The organism is Latilactobacillus sakei, from assembly GCA_002953655.1.
Classification (GTDB): domain Bacteria; phylum Bacillota; class Bacilli; order Lactobacillales; family Lactobacillaceae; genus Latilactobacillus; species Latilactobacillus sakei_A.
The window spans coordinates 208,421-228,899 of sequence record CP025839.1 but is presented as its reverse complement, the minus strand read 5'-3'; the positions used below and the strand labels follow the sequence as shown (position 1 = coordinate 228,899).

The 20,479-nt window shown below is 40.2% G+C and carries 12 protein-coding genes; 1 reads left to right on the top strand and 11 read right to left on the bottom strand.

The features are described 5' to 3' along the window. Window positions 1–50: 50 nt before the first annotated feature. The 6 genes from C0213_01030 to C0213_01005 all read right to left on the bottom strand — a co-directional run bounded on the left by C0213_01030 (window position 51) and on the right by C0213_01005 (window position 13,105). Entirely contained in the window at window positions 51–908 is an 858-nt protein-coding gene (locus C0213_01030; GenBank protein AUX11082.1) for a cell surface protein, read from the bottom strand. 217 nt (window positions 909–1,125) lie between these two features. Further along, window positions 1,126–2,163 carry a cell surface protein gene (locus C0213_01025; protein AUX11081.1) on the bottom strand — a complete coding sequence of 346 codons (1,038 nt, stop codon included), beginning with the start codon at window positions 2,161–2,163 and terminating at the stop codon, window positions 1,126–1,128. A 73-nt stretch (window positions 2,164–2,236) separates the two neighbouring features. Further along, the gene (locus C0213_01020; protein AUX11080.1) at window positions 2,237–5,674 is read right to left on the bottom strand and encodes a hypothetical protein; all 3,438 of its coding nucleotides are present in this window, start codon (window positions 5,672–5,674) and stop codon (window positions 2,237–2,239) included. Between the two features lie 226 nt (window positions 5,675–5,900). Then, complete coding sequence (locus C0213_01015; protein AUX11079.1) at window positions 5,901–6,893, bottom strand: choloylglycine hydrolase; 993 nt, start codon at window positions 6,891–6,893, stop codon at window positions 5,901–5,903. A 189-nt stretch (window positions 6,894–7,082) separates the two neighbouring features. Then, window positions 7,083–10,091, bottom strand: coding sequence for a hypothetical protein (locus C0213_01010; protein AUX11078.1), 3,009 nt, complete (start codon window positions 10,089–10,091; stop codon window positions 7,083–7,085). Between the two features lie 383 nt (window positions 10,092–10,474). Next, on the bottom strand, window positions 10,475–13,105 hold the full coding sequence (locus C0213_01005) for a hypothetical protein (GenBank protein ID AUX11077.1): 2,631 nt from the start codon (window positions 13,103–13,105) through the stop codon (window positions 10,475–10,477). A gap of 466 nt (window positions 13,106–13,571) precedes the next feature. Here C0213_01005 and C0213_01000 point away from each other — a divergent pair, with 466 nt between their 5' ends. Beyond that, window positions 13,572–14,189, top strand: coding sequence for a DUF1361 domain-containing protein (locus tag C0213_01000; protein ID AUX11076.1), 618 nt, complete (start codon window positions 13,572–13,574; stop codon window positions 14,187–14,189). A gap of 71 nt (window positions 14,190–14,260) precedes the next feature. Here the strand turns inward: C0213_01000 and C0213_00995 are convergent, their stop codons facing one another. The 5 genes from C0213_00995 to C0213_00975 form a co-directional block, all read right to left on the bottom strand. Then, window positions 14,261–14,797 carry a hypothetical protein gene (locus tag C0213_00995; GenBank protein AUX11075.1) on the bottom strand — a complete coding sequence of 179 codons (537 nt, stop codon included), beginning with the start codon at window positions 14,795–14,797 and terminating at the stop codon, window positions 14,261–14,263. 40 nt (window positions 14,798–14,837) lie between these two features. Next, window positions 14,838–16,961, bottom strand: coding sequence for an ATP-dependent Clp protease ATP-binding subunit (locus C0213_00990; protein ID AUX11074.1), 2,124 nt, complete (start codon window positions 16,959–16,961; stop codon window positions 14,838–14,840). A 527-nt stretch (window positions 16,962–17,488) separates the two neighbouring features. Then, entirely contained in the window at window positions 17,489–18,178 is a 690-nt protein-coding gene (locus tag C0213_00985; GenBank protein AUX11073.1) for a 2,3-diphosphoglycerate-dependent phosphoglycerate mutase, read from the bottom strand. A gap of 95 nt (window positions 18,179–18,273) precedes the next feature. After that, window positions 18,274–19,833: an MFS transporter gene (locus C0213_00980; GenBank protein AUX11072.1), complete on the bottom strand. Its 1,560-nt coding sequence runs from the start codon at window positions 19,831–19,833 to the stop codon at window positions 18,274–18,276. Beyond that, window positions 19,830–20,384, bottom strand: a complete 555-nt coding sequence (locus tag C0213_00975; protein AUX11071.1) for a PadR family transcriptional regulator — start codon at window positions 20,382–20,384, stop codon at window positions 19,830–19,832. Before C0213_00975 ends, C0213_00980 begins: the two co-directional genes overlap by 4 nt. Between the last annotated feature and the right edge of the window lie 95 nt (window positions 20,385–20,479).

Sequence of the window (20,479 nt, the reverse complement as noted above, 5' to 3'; positions counted from 1 at the left end):
TATCTCCCAAACATAGCCTGGTTTCATGATGCTTTAATTGATATGTCAGCTTAGATTGTTGTGTTTAATGTCCATGTTAAACCAGCGTGATATTCACCAGTTGCCACATCGTTTGAACCGTTTAAAGCTAAACGAATATCGCTTGGGTTCCAACCAAAGACGTTAGCACCATCGCCAGCATCTTTAGCGGCTGTCCCAACCACTTTTTCTTCATTTGGTGTACTCAAGTTCAAGCTAACTGATTTTGCATATGTTGCATCTGTTGTCCCAGCAGCTGTATAACCATCATTATCTTGATCTTGGTTTGTTAAACCATAGATATCAGCTGTCCGACCGTATTTTGTATTACCAAATACTAAGTTAGCATCTGCAATTGTGTGTCCACCAGCTTTTAGACCATCGCCGTCAGCTGAAACAGTTAACTTCCAGTCACCTGCTGTATTAGCCTTTGGTGTAGCAGCAGCTAATTCTGGATTTTCAACTTGTTTATCAACAACTGTTGCCCAAGCGGTCCCTTGAACCGCTTTTAACTTAGCATCACTCGTTGTTAATGTTTCTGTTTTATTGCTATCTTGTTGGTCGTACGAAGCATGTGTGTCATTACCAACAACGCCTAAGTTAGCACCTGTTGCATCAAAGTTTGTGTGTGCTGCGTCATACTTAGCATGGTTCCCAAAATCTAATGTCTTTGGTACCATTTGTAATCTTAAGTAGCCTGAATTGCCGTTATCATGTGTATCACCAAATGAGATGCCAGCATCGGTTGTGTCAGTCATTGGTAGCTTAGTACCACCATTAGCTGCTGCGTCGTCTTTTGGTGTTGCAGCGCTAGCGATTGTTGCAGGTGCTAGAATTGCTAATAATGTTGATGCTGTTAAAACTGTGCTTGTTAATTTTGTGAATTTCATGTGAAATTCCTCCCTTTTTTAACTATATTTTCTTTCGCTGCCCACCCATCCCCCGTAACTTGTTACATTGTAATAATCGTGATTTTTTGTAAGTCTAAATAAAATTTAATGGCAAGATAGAGGGTCAGTACAAACCAAATTGTTAAGCCCCCTGAGACTATGAAGGTTGCCAAGCGAGCCTTTTTAGGGCCCCATTTTGTAATTAAGTGCTGCACGTTTAAAGCCCCCTTGTTAATTTCAATACCCGATAGACAAACCAGAATGAAACAAGCATCAAAACGCCACTAGCAGTCGCGACATACGCCCATTTATTAACGGGTTTCTTCACTGAAGCTTGATTAATCTTATCGGCTTGTTGTTGATTAATCGTAATTTTCTTTCTAAAGTGCCAACTCATTGGTAATTGGTTCCAATAACTATTACCTTTAACACTGATGGAAATGTTATAACGACCGGGTTTCAATCGATCGAATGCCCATGAAATTGGCACAGTCCACTGCGAATTAGGGGCAACATCAACACTGTCTGTTTCATAAACGCGTTTATCTTTAAAGAAGCCATTCTTATAAACAACAGCCTTCACCTTAGCATTCTTGATGGCCATCGGTTTGGTATTATTCAACTGAATCCCTAACGCTGGATGCCCATTTCTGACGGTTGGGTTAACCCCTTGATATTTCAACTCTGGGTAAATCTCGTAAGGCTTACCGCGCAGAACAATTCCCATATTGTAGGCGTAATTCCCGGAAATACTCGAATGATCGTCAGCTTCTTTTTGCCCGTATTCAATAAAATGCCAAGCGCCGTAAATCATCCCTTTGGTTTGTTCATTTGGCATCGTAATCGTCGCACTCACCTTTTTGACCTCATTGGGGCCTAGCGTAATCACTCGATCCGCCCGATGAACTTTAGCAACATCCATCAATGTATGCGCCGTTTCTTTGATAATGCCGTCTTTCGTGGGGCGATAAATAATCCCCCCACCTTGTTGCGTCAAACTATTATCAATCTCTGAATGAACTTTAATATTTTTATCACTGAAATTATGAACCAAAACCTGAATGGTTTCTTTTTTACCCGGTTCAATTCCTAAATCAAAAAAACGATTTTCTTGATCCACTTGGCGGTTCGATTTAACTTTTTCAACTTCAAAATCGATATGTTCCTGTGCTGCTGAAACTGGCTGATTGCTAGCCAATAATAGCCAGCCGAACAGCCCGACTGCTAAACCTGTTGTCCATTTTCTTAATCGCATTTTTATCACTCAACCCTATTTTTAATTGCCAAGCTATTCTGATTTGATTGTTCCTCCCAAGAAACAAGTGTTACTATGGGCCAACTGATAATGACCACGTTAATTTCGTTCGATAATGACCGGTATACCGTTTAGTAGTTGCCGGTACATTTAAGCCAATGCTATAATCGGCACTTTTTTCGTCACCAAAGCGATAAGCCCACTGCCCTTGTCCAACTTGGGTATAGGGATTGTCGCGATCACTGGTATCCGGTGAATCGGATTGAAAGTGACCACTCTTAGTCATTGTCATTAAAGTGGCACTCTGACCTGATGCCAATGTGAAATGGTCGCTATTATTAGTGACCGTCCCCGCATCGGTATTCGATAGTGTTTTAACATTGCCATTTGAAAAGACCCATTTTGCATCGGTTAACTCATGTTGTTCACTATCAACAAACGGTTTGGCTTGGCTAACCTGTAATTGCCAATTTTGAACGCCATAATTATCGGTGACCGTCACTGCTTGTGGCGTGCCATGATTATGATTTAAATAATACGTCCGGTCCATGGGTTTATTATTATAATCACCAAATTCCCAACTGCTGGGTGCATCAATCGATAACATTGCCTTTTTATAACCGTAAGTAATGATTCGATCTTGATCACCAATTTGAGGATCATCGCGATAAGCTTTTTGCCAATTCTCCGGTTTTAAATCTGGATCTTCACTAACTGAATAAATCGTGTAGCCCTCAATCACCTTAGGGGCGACTTGCTGCCTTGGTAAAAGGGTTGATAAAGCTGTGCCAGTTTTACCAGACACCGTAATCGGCGCGGCAATTTGAGTCCCCGCACTAGCTGGATGGCTAAGATCCTCATCTAAATCAACATACCGAATGGTTAATTGATGTTCTGACTGGACCACGTTCATATCAACTGTATTCGAGGTAACTGGTTGACTAACGTTATCCGCGGTCACCGTTGCCGTATTGTGCAAGGTTGTTCCTGATGTAACCAATGGATTAACCGTTGCTGAAAAACTAAGTTTAACGGCTTCATAATTCGCTAACGATTTGGTTAACGTTAATTTACCCGTGGTTGCAAATTGAGTTTGCGCCGCATCGCTGACAGTTTCAGTCGTTCCATCTTGATAGGTCACCTTTAGTGAACCCGTTTGATACGTCAGTTCATTGGTGACCAACGGATCATTGAAAGTTATCTGGTTGCTAGTGGCGCCCGTCGTGTTTTGATAATCGAGCGTAAAGCCCACTTGATCACCCGGACTCACATCCTGTTTGGTAGCCCAGTTTGTGTTCGTTGTTTCATTTTTAACCGCTTTAGTTAGCTTCAATGGTTTCTTAACGTGAACGATAGCAGTGTTTGAAATGGTACCGGCACCGTAACTCCCGGAAACCAATTTGAAAAGATTATCAATTTCTGGCACACTATCGTCGGCTACTGTCGCCTTAATTTTGACTTGTGCCTTTTGTCCAATTTCCATCGTCTGCCCCGTTGCAAATTGCCATTGATCATTAAAGTTAATCAATTGGAACATATCAAAATCGCTACCGGCGGTCGCATACGCAATCATTAGCCCTTTACTACTATCCAGTTTTAAATGTGAATCAAGTACATCTTCAAAGACCGCACCCCGATCTAATTTTTGCCCATTTGGCTGGGTGATATTGATTTGATATTCAACTAGGTCACCCATTTGAGCCGTTGTTACCGTCTTAAATGGGGCGTTATTGCCATCGGCTGTCACATTGCGTACCAACTTGGTAATCGTTGGTGGCGTTGCAACGGCCCAATAATAATCACCCGTTGGAACAGTCGTCCCATCATACTGGGCCATTAACGCTGCTGATGTATAGGTATTCCCAACTTGATTATCATTTGCATCATGTCGTTGCCACTTCCCAAAATAGGGTGTTTCAGTGCTGGGTTCTGCTAATGATGGTCCGGTTGAGGTACTCGTTAAGAATTTAAATTTGGGTCCCAACCGCAGGTGCGCTAATTGTTGATCATTCAAAAACATGCCGCCCATATTCGTTACCTGACTCGTATCCCAATTCGTGAAATAAGCATCTGTTAATTTCGTCATCCCACGCAGCATATAACTCATATCGGTTACACTAGCGGTATTCCAATCAGGATAATCAAGCGTTCTTAACTTCGTCGCATCAAACATTAATCGCATACTTTTGACGTTGCTCGTATCCCAATCAGCAATTTCTAACTGATCAACGCCACTATTGGCAAACATGCCCGCCATAGTTGTCACTTTAGTGGTCTGCCAATCTTTAACCGCTAAAGTCTTAACACCGACAGTCCCGGAAAATGTTGAAGCCATATTCGTCACATTAGCGGTTTGCCACTTAGAAACGTCTAACTGCGTTAATCTTTGATCACCGCTGAACGTGTAAGACAACGATGTATTTTTGCCGAGCTGCCATTTTGAGACATCTAAGGTTTCAAGTCTTGAACATCCTGCAAAAGTTCTGTCCATTGTCGTCACTTGGCTTGTATCCCAATTCGAAACATCTAGTTCGGCAATACTAGTATTCAGAAAAGTACTACTTAAATTAGTAACGTGACTCGTATCCCAATTTGAAACATCTAAAGCAGTAATGCCCGATTGTGAAAAGGTACTCCCCAGATTAGTCATCTTTGTCGTCTGCCATTTTGAAACATCTAAGTTCGTTAAGGCCGTACAATTGTAAAATGTGTTATTCATGTTTTGAATATTAGCAGTGTCCCAATTCGTACTATTCAGCTGATTTAATTTTTTATCACCTCTAAAGCTACTCGCCATTGTGGTGACTTGCCCAAGCTGCCAATTTGCTGTGTCGCCAACTGATACTAGGTTTTCACAGTCGCTAAACATCGAACTCATTGCCGTTACTTTTGAAAAATCTAAGTTAGTCGCGTCAACTGATTGCAGCGCACTGTCACTGGCAAATAACATCTTAAAATTAGTGGCCCCTTTTAGGTTAGCTAACCCCTGAACCGTTGTTAAGTTGGTCAATCCCCAAAACATATAGGAGACATCTTTGGCTGTGATTTCACCGTCAATGCTGATATGCGCGATTCGCGCAATATAAGGCGAGTTAGGGAAATTCCAAGGTGTATTAGTATCATTAGCCACTTTATCCGGCAATACACCGCCTGATAAATGTAAGGTCGCCGTTGTATCATCGATATACCAGGTGACTGTTCCCAAACTGGTGCCTGCTCGTTGATCAAGTTGCTGCTTTTGGGGTTGGCTAGTTTTTTTAGTCTGCGGTGCTTCAAGTAGCGTCGCTTTTTTTTCTGACGTTGCTGGCGTTATGGTTTGTGTTTCCGTACTTGAAGCCGCCTTTTTTTGAATGACACTATTTGATTGTTTAGTTGGTGTTGAACCTGAAATAGCGTCCTGAGCTATTTTAGTGATCGTTTCCGAAGACGCATTAGCAGGCGCTTCAACAGCATTTACTTCAGTCATCATCACCGAACTCGCTAACACATTTACCGTTAATAATAAAGTCATGCATAATTTAAATAGCCTCAATACGTATCACCTCAATCATCTCTTACCAATTTAATTAATCCATAATTCAATTAATACACTATCATTTAACAGGTGGTAATTATTGTTTAAAATTCAAATACCAATTTAAATTTTTGAAAAAAGCCTATGTTATCAACAATAATTCACGCACACAAAAAGCCGGTATCTAGAATTGTTTTTCCAGATATCGGCTTAATTATTTTAATTAATTGAGCAGTGTATTTTGCTGTCCTTGTGGCAAAACATATATCAGCGGTTCTTTTTGATTCTCGATAAGATCACTGGTTAAATTAGTTTGATAAACATGACGGTTATCATAATTGACCATATAATAGGCTAAATTATTGAGTCCGCTGATGCCTTGATATTGGGTATAATCTGAACTGCCACCTGAACCGATATTAACACCTTTGGGAATTGTGACGTTATCTAAGATATGCAAAATATGGTTAACACCTTCAGACACGTTATTAGCTTCAGGCATATATTGCCGACTATAAGCAGCCCGCACAAACCGATCTGGTGGTGTATAACTACCCGGCAACGCTTGTGTGCCCGTTCCTTGGCTAAAAGGACCTGCTTGATAATTACCAAATGGCCGCTCAGTAAAGGGTTGGGGTTGTAAATTCAAATAATTACTCAAATTTTTAAGATGCCAATCTAAATCTGGTGTGTTGGTCATCACCCCGACTGGATCATCAATTAACTGAAGCCCAGCTCCCCGGGGTTCAATCACCATTGTTTTACCAGAACGATCTGATAATATCCAATGGAGTGGCTGATTGGCGCCCATTACGCCTTGATCACTCTCAATAATCCGAACATTATCCAAATCAGCAGCCACTTCTTCTAAACTTTGATGATTACCTAAAACCCATACAATAAATTCTTCAGCTACCAAATTCAATTTATCAGATACTGGTTGTGGTTCATAGATTGCTTCATGCGCAAAATATAACTCAGCACACCCTAATCCATGTTCGTTAAACCCATCAGCAACCAAATATTGGTCACCTAGTTTGGCTCCGGCGCCCATCAACGCATATTGATTTTGAACGGCGTGCTTTTCTAAAACTGGTTGCCATTGATATTGGCGCGGTAAAAATAATGGATTACCATTTAATTCAAATGAAAAATCCATAGTTCTTGCTAAAAAATGATGTCCATCAACGGTTGAATAAGTGAGACTTGTACACATTGTCATTTCCCCTTTAATCATTACTAGGGTCTATGCTAGCACGCTCATTATTATGACAATTACACGTTTTTTAATTCACCATTTAAAAAATAAATAATATCCCTGTAAAATCCCCATTTTTTCCATTTTTATAATTACCCTGCCCCCCAAAAAAGACCCACTCCTTAATCTCAGGATGGGCCTTTTTTACTATGGCGCAACTGTTAAATTCCACCGTAATGTTGTTGAATAACTCGTTTGATAGCGTTTGGTCGTCCCTGGAACGTGTAAGCCAATGCTATAATCACTTGATTTTTCATCACCAAATTGATATTTATAAACTGAGTAACCCGGACGATCGTAGACAATCCCTTGCGTATTATCCATTTCTTTACCATTTTCATCCTTATCTTTTAGGTATTGCCCATTTTTAACGTACTCAACAATTTCTTTAGGCCCTGCCCCCGGGGCTAATTCAAAGTTTTTCTTAGACGTTACATCATCTTTTTCACCAGATGGTGATTCTTTATCTTCTGTATGTGCGATGGTAAACTGCGCATTATTAAACTGTAATTTAGCATCTTTAAGCGTCACAGTTTGTGCGACTTGATTCTTTGGTTTATAAACTCCTTGGAATTGATGCTTTTGTTCTACCGTTAGCGCCCAACTCTTAATCCCCCAATAATCTGTAACTTCAATACCATATGGCGTTTTCTGGTACCGGTCACCCTCACGCGGGTTAGCTGTCATCGCTGGTAAGTAGAATGTGCGATCACTTTGTGTATCGTAAAATTTACCAAAGTTCATCTTAGTAGGAAGTGCGGTCACCGCTAACCTTATTTTTTCATAACGAATGGTATAGGTGGTCTCATCACCCTCAATTATTGGATTAAGATCTGCCATGATTGCTTCTGGCGTTGTTCGATCATTAATCAAATAATCAACCGGTGTATAACCTTCAATATAGGCCGGCCGAATCTTATCAGGATCTTGGCCACCATCGACAATTGCGCCATCATCTTTCCATTTAGAAGCGTCATCCCCGATCTGACCAGTCACTGTAATGTTTTTATCGCCAATTTCCGCATTTTCATGATACGTGCCATCCGCATTAATCATAGCTCGATTGACATATCTGAAATGAATCTTACTAATCTTAGGCTTTTCAACATTAACAATCGCTTCATCTTGATTGCCTGTTGCCCCAGTATTGGCTTGTTCTCCTATATACGTGATGGTATTTCTAATCGGTTTATCAACGATGGCATCTTCATTAATCTTCGCACGATAGGTCAATATTACAAATTCTCCAGGTACCATCTTCTTCAGCGCAACACTTGTAACATTTTTAGGCGTTTCAGTTGTGCTGTCACTATACTCTAACTTTACCGAATCGGGAACTAATGTTATTTTTTTATTAGCTAAGTCATCCCCTAAAATTGCATTCACCATATCTGTTCCTTTGGGACTAACTGTTAATCTCACCTGATATTCTAAAATATCTTTCGCATGTCCAACTATTTCCTTTTTATACTCCGTTTCTTTTTCAGTTACATTTTTAACCTTTTTTTCTAAATCGGTTGGCGACAATACTACCGGTATCTTTTTTTCAGCTGTTGCCTTACTGAAAACTGTTGAACCACCCTCAGAATGCATCTTCTGAGTTATTGTCTCCCCTGAAGCTTTCTTATTAATCTTAGCATTAAATACAACGGTTCCCCATTGATTATCGGTCAAAGCTTGTGGTAACTTAACCGTTATTTTACGATTTTTTTCACTATAGCTACTAGCGTCAAGATCTAGCGTGTCCCCGGCATTATTCTCAACTTTAATTGAATCTTTATCAATATCTAGTTCTTCTGGAATCGGGCCGGTCACTTGAACCTCATCCCAATCACTATCGAATCCGATATTATGCGTTTTCAATTTGATAGTTAGCTCATCTAAAATATGATTTTCATTATCTTGGCTTGTATTATTTTGGTAAGAAACCGCAGCAGCGGGCACAACAACGCCCTTGCTAACCATCCCTAAATCGGTTCTAAAATGATTCACTTCATCTGGTTTAAATTCCGTCCATCCCCATTTATTACTATAGGTAGAATCGCCGGCATCAAAAATCGTATCACCTTCTGCTAGATTCCTATTATCAGCCCCACCACTATCAAAATCAGCCGAATCATAGCCCTTTAATCCAAAGATAGAACCACTGAGGCCGCCAGTCGAGGTGTAAACCGCAGCTGAATAATGCTTAGGCCCATCAGTGATATTCATATTCATAAACATCTTATATAAATCAGTCTCTAGATACATTCCCGCATTATTAGCTTGGGCAAATACCGGAACATAATCATTCCCCGCGACCTGAGAATCTTTAGCAAAAAAAACACCACTTTCATATGTTTGACTGTCCAAATTCATAATATAAATTTCTTGCTGAATAACTGGCTGTTCATCTGCCGGTCTCAGTAAAAGTTCAACTTGATAGTGACCATTATCAGTATTAATCTCTCCAACCACTTTCAGTGCAATCTTTCCGGCATCTGTCGTTCCTTTATAAAATTCATATGACATAAATCTTTTTACAACACTATTTCCATCAATCGTCACTTCATCAGAGGTTCTATCCGGCTGTAATCCAAAATCATAAGAAGTTGGCATCCCTTGTTTGGCTAAATAGACAGATTCGACAATTGTGCCGTTATCATCAAGAAAAATATTAAATTTCGGAAGCATATTCCCACCACTAGTATCCCCCGAAGTTAACGTACCATCGTCATTTCCGAAAGTATACTTCAAAGTTTTATCGTTATCAATTTTAAATCCCTCAATATCTGTCTGAACAGTTGGTGTCCAGTCATGAATACCATCATCAATCGCGGTTGCTTTGGTACTCCCTTTTTTTATTTGAGTCAAGCGATTTTGAGAGTCTTTGACGCTTTCTATACTTGGTAAATCACTTGAAGATGTCGATTTACTAAAAATACTCGAATTGGCCTCTTCTTTTGAAGATTCTTGCCCGTGATAGACCGATTCTGATTTTAAACTTAGGCTAGATTCCGATCCTTCTCTCGAGCTTGTAACGACGCTTGAATTCGAATTTAAACTAATATCAGTCTTAGTATCTTTTTTTTGAATAGCATCGACTTCACCATTTTTGACAATCAATAAACTGACTAGCATAAAGCACATCATTAGCCACGCTACTAACTTCTTCATCAAAAAACACCTCTTACTTATCGTTTTTATTGCAACACTATCGACAATAGCAGCGCTTGTTAAATATTATATAAATTAATTTTTAATTAAATAACATTGCACTTACATCACATAATCCCCGTTCACATTTAACAGTATAAAGTATAAACCCTATTGTTACAAGTGCTCTAAAAACAGCTTCGTAAAACGTTTATCGGCAAACTATTATCACCGATATTCCGACTTAAAATGAACCGAATTTATTTTTAGTCCCTTAGTTGGTTGTTATTATTTTTAAATTTAATTTACTATTAAAAAAACAGCATTCTTGTTTAATCCATTTTTATAATTACCCTGCCCCCCAAAAAAGACCCACTCCTTAAGCTCAGGATGGGCCTTTTTTACTATGGCGCAACTGTTAAATTCCACCGTAATGTTGTTGAATAACTCGTTTGATAGCGTTTGGTCGTCCCTGGTACGCGGAGCCCAATACTATAGTCCATTGTTTGTTGATCGCCAAATTGATATCGGTAAACAGAATAACCCGGTAAATCATATTGCATGTTACCAGTATTATCTTGTTGCGGTCCGAGATAATGCCCCTTTTTATGATAAGTAATGAGTTCGGTCGCAGCACCACCTGGTATTAATGTAAATTTATCATGCGTTTCAACATCATCTTTGGCTGTATTGCCAGAACTTTGAAGCGTCGTGAATATCCCATAATCAAAAGATAAGCGAGCATCATCTAGGGTCTTTAGCTGTCCTTCTGGATTAATACCAGTAAATTGCTTGGCTTGTTGCACCGATAAATGCCAACTATTAACCCCCCAGTAATCTGCCACTTTAATGTCATAGGGCGTTTTGGTGTTTCCTACTTTCTGACTCGGTAGATAATAAACCCGATCGATTGGCGTATTGGACACTGTTCCAAATGACATCTCTGCGGGAGCTTGCATCTCTAAACGCGATTTTTCATAACGAAACGTATAAACCATCTCTTGGCCATCAATTACTGGATCAATATCTTGGATTTTTGAAAACTGCGCCGTCGTTAAATCCGACTGGTCCGTATAATCGACCGGAACGTACCCCGCAATATACGCCGGTCGAATTTTATTGGGATCTTGATGGCCATTCGTTTCAGCAGTTGTTAACTCCGATATTTTCTGACCTATGGGACCAGTAACGGTTATCTCACGATCACCAATTGCTTGTTGGTTACGGCGATCAATGTATCTAAAAATGACTTTGCCTAGTCCTTGCTTAAATCGTGTCGTATTACTCTTAACAGACATCCCAAGATCAGCAGCCGATAACCCAATGTTGAAGACCCCTTCGTTATAAAAATAATGATTGAATGGCGGAATCGCGGTGACTTTTTTAGAGTAGCGCATTTCTACCACATCACCACCATGAATCGTAACCCCGTCTGTGGGTAAAATCGTTAGATGAACCCCGCCATCTTTCATATCAGCTTGAGGCGGGAGCGGTTGCCAATTACCATCATTTAACCGATATTCTTTAGGATAATCATTTAAAGAATTAGCATCCAATTGACCACCTGCATCTTTATGGACAGTGGCATTCTCCTCGGTAAGGAGGTCAATCCCTGGTAAAACAGCTTTTGAATCGCCCTCTATCTTAGTTTTAAAAGTATAACGGATTTGGTCCCCAATTCGACTCGCATTGATTTCTTTTTCATCCGGCAGCCCTTTATCCGTTACATCTGCCACCGTTTGTGTAACTGGCCCAATTTTAGCTAAGGCAACCGGATTAGTCACTTCATCGGTTAAGCGACCTAAACCCATAAAATCAAAAACAGTCGCACTATTCTTAATCGTTTGGCCACCCGATTGCGACTTTACCTTGACCGCAAAATCAAGTTCCCCCTTGGTCTTAGCCTGTATCCCATCTTGTTCACTATATTCCAGTTTGCCATCTTTAAAAATAGACGCATCATCCAATTTAACTTGTTTTTTAATAATACCCGCACTATCTTTAACAAGATAACGTGCTGATCCAGGAACATAAGTCGTCAGAGCCGGAATCGTATCTATGAAAGTCGCCCCTGCGGTCTCGTCCATCCCATTATTATTGGCAGCTTCGATCGCATAATGGAGCGTATCGCCCTCAGCAACATCTTGCTTGTCAATCGCCTGACCACTTGCATCGAAGACACTTTTTTTCACTATTAGAGCTGGTCCTGGGTTCCTAAAATCGGTGAACTGGATAGCTTGTTTCACACTTTCCCAGCCAGTTGCGCCGGTAAATCCAAAGAATGCTTTGCGCCCTTTAAAATGGGTAGGATAATCAGCGATTTTATAGGTCGTTGTCAGGCCATTCCAAGTTGCCTGCAACGTACCAGACTTTAAATTACTATCCGGTTGCCATTTATATTCTAGCGGTAACCATTTATTATTAATTGCCGCAAAATCATAAAATTGGACCCCCTTATGGTCGTCGCCCCCCTGAAATTTCGCGCTAGGAATTCGCCAGGCCATATGTGGCTTTTTTAAATACGTATCTGCTGAATAATTGGTAAACGGATCAAATTCGAGCGCAACCGCATTTTTTATATAATACGTGCCTGTATCGCCGCCGGAATAGCCAAGCCCCGAACCATTAGTCCCATAAGCATTGATTTGTGCCGGATCGTTTTGTAATACGATTGCCATGCCATCAGCTGGTGTATTATTTTTCGAATTAAAATACAATTTAGATTCTAAGGTAAATGGCATGTCTAAATCGATCTGTTTTTTGGACCATAAAATCCCTAGTTTTTTCGTTTGATCCTCCGTAATAACCGCTATTGAATCATCACTTTGGTCTACATGTGCGTCACTACCGGCATAGGGAGGTGCTTGAATGAAAAAGAATTTGCGTAAATCAACTGAGCCTTCAACAGCTCTTTGTAATGACTTACTTTTGTGGACGGCAACTGCTATCGTTTTATCGTTTACTGTTTGATAATAAATAGCCATGCCCAATACGACCATCATCCCTATGAATAGCAGTTTCCACCATTTTTTCATGATATACCTCCTAGCGGCTCATTCACCAGTGGCACTTAAATTAGTGTATAACCTTAACGTGTCTTGAGTTTATCCCAAAGCAGCCGTTAATACAAGTTGAAAAAACCAGTATAAACGTTGATCTAATAACGTTTATAGGCAACACATTTCACGTTTACTTATAATTTGCACCCCCTCTCACAAATTATAAAACATCTGTTATTCTAAAGGGTTACTAGCATCAGTAACGCGGATTAGCTTTCCATAAAAACACAACTCAGATAATTCACCCTAGACATGTTTCCTTTTCCGCCCCAATTTGTGACAACTATTGTTATAGCTCCTCACTCACTGATAGCCAAAAAAATTTTTTATTCATCCCAACTTAAACCACTATTAAAAACAATGCTTTAACCAAAGTTTAACGTTTTAAGCGCTAATTTCACGCTATACTATTAATATTTAGAAAAAACGGGAGGTGTTTCCTTTGTCCAAAAAAGTTCTGACGATTCATGCTATTATCCTGCTCTTTTTCGCGTTGATTTTACTCTATCAAAGTCGGTTTGCCTTCTTAATTTGGAACATCATTTTAGCGCTAGTACCGTTTGATCTGAGTTTACTTTGTCGGTTATTTAAAACCAGTCGTTGGCGCTACTTAATCGCAGCGATTTGGCTCCTCTTTTTCCCCAACGCGCTCTATATGATTACTGATTTCAGTCACCTGTCATCCATTGGGGTTGGCTTGAGTACCGCCTTCCAATTTGTGGAATACGCGATCTTAGCTGGTGGAATTTTTATCGGTGTTACCTTAGGACTGACAAGTCTCTTCATCCTTTATCCACTGTTTATCCCCAACCATCAACGCCTCATTAATCAAGCCGTGACCTTCGGTATTTTGAGTGTTTGTTCCTCCGTTGCCATTTATATTGGCCGCTTTTTACGGATTAACTCCTGGGACGTTTTCTACCAATTGCACACAACGCTTTCAAGTGTGTTTAGCATCTTGAATCAATCTGATTTTTGGATTTTCGTCATTGCATTTTCAATCCTACAACTGATATTGATGTTAATGGGCTATCAACTGGCACAAAGCGATGACCTGTAATCCAATACAAAAGGCCCCTCATACTGGTTGAGCAACCAGTATGAGGGGCCTTTTTCAATATTTACATGCGATTACTTTTGCCAAGCTAAGTAATGCGCGACTTTAAAGATACCAAGGACGACTAAAATGGCGCCTAGTAACGTCCAAAGCATGACTGCACCGTAAAGTGGTGTCATCAGAAGAATAATCCCTGCAACAATACTCAAAACGGCAGAGAATATTGTCCAACCTTTAGAAACTGCTAATTGTACTGTGCCCAGTTCCACAAAGCCTTCTACCAACCACGTGATTCCTACAAAAATCCCGACTAGTAAGAATAAGTAGGTCGCACTGGCAGCTAAATTAACGCAGACAAAGATCCCAACAATCAGGTACAAAAGGCCTAAGAGCAAGTGTCCTAGTCGAACCCATGTATTTTCATCAACCTCTTTAAAAATAGAGAGGATGTCGAATAGCCCGATAATAATAAAAACGACCCCTACCATCACCGTGACACCCATGGCTGATTGTCCGGGTAAAAACAGGATTAATAAGCCTAAAATTAAGGACAATAAACCATTCACACCAGTCGCTTGGCGTAACTTATTTGAAATATTCTTTGATAACATCTTGAGGACTTCTTCCGTAAAAATTTTAAACCGCTAATCTTTAGTTTTCAGAGTCAGCTGCCTGAATGACTATTTGATCATCAACTAAATCGGCCTTTAAGTCTTTGACATCTGCATGGTCGAGATAAAAATCAGTCACTTTATCTCGGATTTGTTGTTCAATAACCCGTCTCAATGGACGAGCTCCCATTGCTTCATCATAGCCTTCTTCCATCAACCAATCCTTAGCTTCTTTTGAAACAACTAAGGTCAATTCTTTTTTAGCTAATGTTTGTTCAACATTGGTTAACATTAAATCCACAATTTGTGATAAGTCAGCTTTCGTTAAATGCGTAAATTCAACAATCCCGTTAAAACGGTTTAAGAATTCTGGTCTGAAGTATGGTGCTAACTTATCTAATAATTTAGCATCTTCTTGGTCATTCATGGTTAATTTTTCATTGCCAAAACCGGCATTAGATGTCGCAATAATCACCGTGTTCTTAAAGTCGATTACGTTCCCTTGACCATCCGTTAAACGACCGTCGTCCATCACTTGTAGTAATAACGTTAAAACTTGTGGATCAGCTTTTTCAATTTCATCGAACAAGACAATTGAATATGGATTACGACGAACGCGTTCGGTTAAAGTATTAGAGTTATCGTCATACCCAACATAGCCAGCTGTCGTCCCAATCAATTTGGAAACAGCTGTCCGGTCAGCATATTCACTCATATCCAAACGGATAATCGCTTCTTTGTTACCAAACATATCTAAGGCTAATTGTTTTGCTAATTCGGTTTTCCCAACCCCAGTTGGACCAACAAATAAGAAGCTCCCAATTGGTTGATTACCTTCCGAAAAACCTGCTCGATTTCTGCGAATAGCCCGCGCTACCATTTCAACAGCTTCATCTTGCCCAATGACCTTATCTTTTAAGCGTTGGCCTAAGTTCTTCAAGCGTTGAATATCATTGCTCCCCATTTTGGCAACCGGGATGCCGGTTAATCTTTCAACAGATTGCGCAATATCATCAACAGTCGCAATCACTTCTGCCGCATGCTGATCATCGGTTGCCAATTGCGCTTTAATTTTTTCAATTTTAACTTTTAGCGCTTCAGCAGCTTGATAATTTTCCGCTTCGACAGCTGCGGCTTTATCAGCTTCTAATTGTTTAAGTTCAGCCGCCAATTTAGCTTTATCTGTTTCTGGGCGTTTAGCTGCTAAATGAGCCGCAGTCATATCTAATAAATCGATTGCCTTGTCAGGCAACGTCCGTTGTGGAATATATTGAACAGAATAGTCAACGGCCGCTTTCAAAACGTCATCTGGTAGTTCAATGTGATGGTGTTTTTCATACAAGCCTTTAATCCCCTGTAAGATTTTAACCGTATCTGCTGCGCTAGGTTCATTGACCAGCACATCGTTAAATCGTCTTGCTAATGCAGCATTTTTCAAAATCGTGTTGCGATATTCATCTTGGGTTGTCGCACCGATGACCGTCAACTCACCACGTGATAAAGCTGGCTTGATAATATCGGCTAACCCTTTGCCGCCATCTTCGCCACCAGTTGAACCAATCCCTAAAATTTGATGAATTTCGTCGAAAAAGAGAATAACGTTGCCGGCTGCTTTTACTTCTTTAATTAAATTTTTAATATTTTCCTCAAATGAACCACGATATTGTGTCCCAGCTTCTAGTGAGGACAAATCGATTGAATAGATTTCTTTATCCTTAATGGCTTCCGGTACTTTTCCAGCCACAATTTCTTGTGCTAATCCTTCAACCACTGCGGTCTTCCCAACACCTGCATCCCCAACTAGAATGGGATTATTTTTAGTCCGGCGACTCAATATTTCAGCTGTTTCTTGAATTTCATTATACCGGCCAATCACAGGATCTAATAAACCATCCCGTGCTTCTTGGGTTAAGTTTCGACCTAATTTTTCAAGAATGCCACCTTTTTTAAGGGCATGTTCACCATTTTGCTTAATTTCAATTTCTTTTTCTCGATTAGGTAATTTACCAGTTGCCCGATACTGAGCAAACTCATCCGGTGATAATTCTCGTCCGTTAATCACATATCGCGCTGACTCTGAATTACCCATTCTTCTGAAAACTTGATTGAAGATATCATCCATATCATTATTAAAAAAAGGATCATTTCCGTACATATTTGCCATACAACTGCACCTCCATTATATTAAACATTAAATGACTAGCGGCTATCTTATCAATAACCTAATCATTTTGCTTATGGTTCTATTATAACACTTTTTAGCACTCGAGCAAGAAAAGTGCTACGAAGTTTTAGCGGTTAACTATCTTCAAAGTTGATGGGTAGTGCATAACTTCACTAAACAGGCACACTCGGTATTACTTTTTAGTGTACAAATTTAGCATAGCCACTTTTAAGCAAAAAAATAGGCTAATCCCCTAAGGGACTAGCCTATTTGAGTAAGCTAAAACGTGCTTCCTCCCTAGCTTCTTCCGTCTAGTTACAAATAAGCGCCTATCATCAAAAGTTCAGATGATAGGCGCTTATTTTACACTATACTCAGAAACCAACCGTTCGAGTCAGCACTCTTTTAAAACGTGCTTCTGGTTGCAACAACTTCCGCTTAATCTAAAAATCACCTTAATCTTAAAACCAAGATTAAGGTGATTTTTTATTAATGCTCAGTTGCTAACCGCAACCAACCGCACTATATTAGTTTAATTTCTTCTTGCTTACAACATTCAAGTTTTCGTCTAATTCGTAAACAACTGGTTCGCCGGTTGCCATTTCAACGTCCATGATGTCTTCATCAGAGATGTTTTCAATGTATTTTGTTAAGGCGCGTAGTGAGTTACCGTGAGCTGCAACAATGATGTTTTGGCCATCGATTAATTTTGGAGCGATTTCGTCTTCCCAGAATGGGATAACACGTTCCAAAGTAACCTTCAAGTTTTCGCCACCAGGAATCGCTTTTGGATCTAAGTGTGCGTAACGACGGTCGTTTGCTGCTGAACCTTCATCACTTGCATCCAATAGTGGAGGAAGTGTATCGTATGAACGACGCCAGATGTGAACTTGTTCGTCGCCCCATTTTTCAGCTGCTTCAGCTTTGTTTTGGCCTTGTAATGCACCATAATGACGTTCGTTTAAGCGCCATGATTTTGTTTCAGGAATCCATAATTGGTCTGAACCTTCAAGTGCATAGTGTAATGTCTTGATGGCACGAGTCAATACTGATGTGTAAGCTTGGTCAAAAAGGATGCCTTCTTTTTTCAATAAAGCACCAGCGTTTTGAGCTTGGCGTACGCCTTCTTCGCTTAAGTTAACATCAACCCAACCAGTGAATTGGTTTGATAAGTTCCATTCACTTTGTCCGTGACGAATAAAAACTAATTTAGCCATGTGTAAGTAACCTCACTTTTTTTATTTTTACTCTGTCCATTTTACACTGTTTTCATCACAATTTACAGTCTTATCTTTTCAGAAAATAATGAACTTTATTTTTGGGGTTTTTGATCGACACTTTTTGTTTCTTTTAATAAGAAGAGTGCTGCTAAAATGGCAATTACCATTAAAACTAAGGACGTCGTGACCACAGCGATCATCCCTTTGTCAAAGGCTGTGATCACCATTTGTTGCACCTTGGCAGCATACGGCGTCTTCACTAATTGCTGCCCCCATGCGATTGCATGCCCTGAAAAAGCACCCGCTTCGACTAATGCTTGGTGAATCCCAGTTGCTGCCGCCTTTGGGATTGAACTCCCACTAAAGCCAGTACTTAAGCTACTCTCATAGGCGTTTGTTTGTGACAATCCGAGAATCACGACCCCCACGGTAATCCCAATTTGACGGAAAACGTTCAACAAACCGGAGGCCATTCCGATTTCTTGAGGATTAATATTGTCCATCGCCGCTGTATTGATCATTGGATTGATAATCGCATTCCCTAACCCAGTTAGCGCAAGCAACGGTAATAATTGCATGTAAGTAAAATCGGTCGTGGTCACTTGTCTAAAGATTAATAAACCGAGTGCCGAGACTGTAAACCCAAAAGCAATCAGCCATTTTTTACCAAATCTATAACCTAATACCCCGGTGAATGGTCCCAAGACAAGTGACCATAGACTCATTGGTAATTGATGCACACCAGTTGAAAAGGCTGAATATCCCATATAGTTTTGCATCAAACTCGTTTGATAAGCGGCTAAGGCGAAAATGCCAGCCCCTAATGAGAAGGCCAAAATCACAACACCCACGAAATGGCGATTTGTCAGTAACGTCAAGTTCATCATTGGTGCTTTGGCTTTCAATTCCACAAAAACGAAGAGCGCTAGAATCAACACGGCAGCGACTAACCACCCCATAATCCGCATGTCGGTCCAAGCCCAGTGCATGTGTTGTTCTTTTTGAATTAAGCCATAAATCCCGGAGAATAAACCAATTGCTGATAAAAACATCCCCATAAAATCGATTGATTCGCCTGCACCATATGCTGGTGTTTCTTTAACATTCCGAATCACTAAGTAAACCGAAATAATCCCAACTGGTAAGTTGACGAAGAAAATTGATGGCCAACCGAAACTTTCGACTAAAAAGCCTCCCACCAAAGGTCCGATGGCAGTTGAAAAACCAATGACGGAGCCTAAAATCCCCAGTGCTGTTCCCCGTTCACGCCCTTCAAAGTTCGATGCCACTAGCGCCATCGATAAACTCATCATCCCAGAGCCACCAATTGCTTGAACCGCACGACCAATATCCAATACCAATAAGTTTGGTGCCAGTCCGTTAACGACAGAAGCGGCCGTGAATAAAATCATACTCATAATAAAAATTTTCTTGCGCCCGAACATGTCCCCTAATTTGGAAACAATTAACAAGCTGACCGCATACATTAACGTATAGGCGTTCAAGACCCATTGTAAGTTACTGAAAGTGGTTTTAAAATCAACCGCCATACTGGGCAAAGCCACATTAACGACGGTGACATCTAGTAGTCCCATAAAGACCCCTAGGCTCATAGCGACCAGCGCTATCCAACGATTTGTTGTTTTTTTCATTTTACTATCTCCATTTTCTCGATCTCTTTTATTTGGGCTTCGAGCCAGTCGACCTTTGCTTTAAGCGTGGTGATTACAAAATCCATTGAGCGAACCTGCCACTGATAATAATTAGTATTGGTCCCCTCTTCATCCCGCAAATCTGTTAGATGGTTTTTGACACCCAGATAGACATGTAAATCTTCAGCTAACTCATTGCGGTAGTCTTGTAAAATGCTGATTTGTTCTTCGGAATCGATATAGTGCATTCCGCGCATCTTAAAGCGATAAGCGTCATCCCACTTCGCATCATGAGCGACTGGTTTAGCCATTAATTCAGCAAAATAGCGCCGGCCTTCTTCCGTGATGTGCGCAATCTTTGTGCCCCGTGAATCCTGATCAGCTTCATCAAAACCAATGCAGCCTTTGTTTTCCAATTTATCTAACAACGGATACAAAACCCCATTTGAGATTTTCCGTCTGGGCAGCATGGCATTTTCCAAGATAATCCGCAACTTATAGCCCGACATATTCCGACTCATTAAGGCTGATAACATCAGCAATTCATACATATCCTCATAACCTCACTTTTCAATCGGTCTTTCCGACAGGTCTTTAAGACTTATTAAGTATAGTTCTTTCCGACATATTTGCAAGCTTTTTTTAT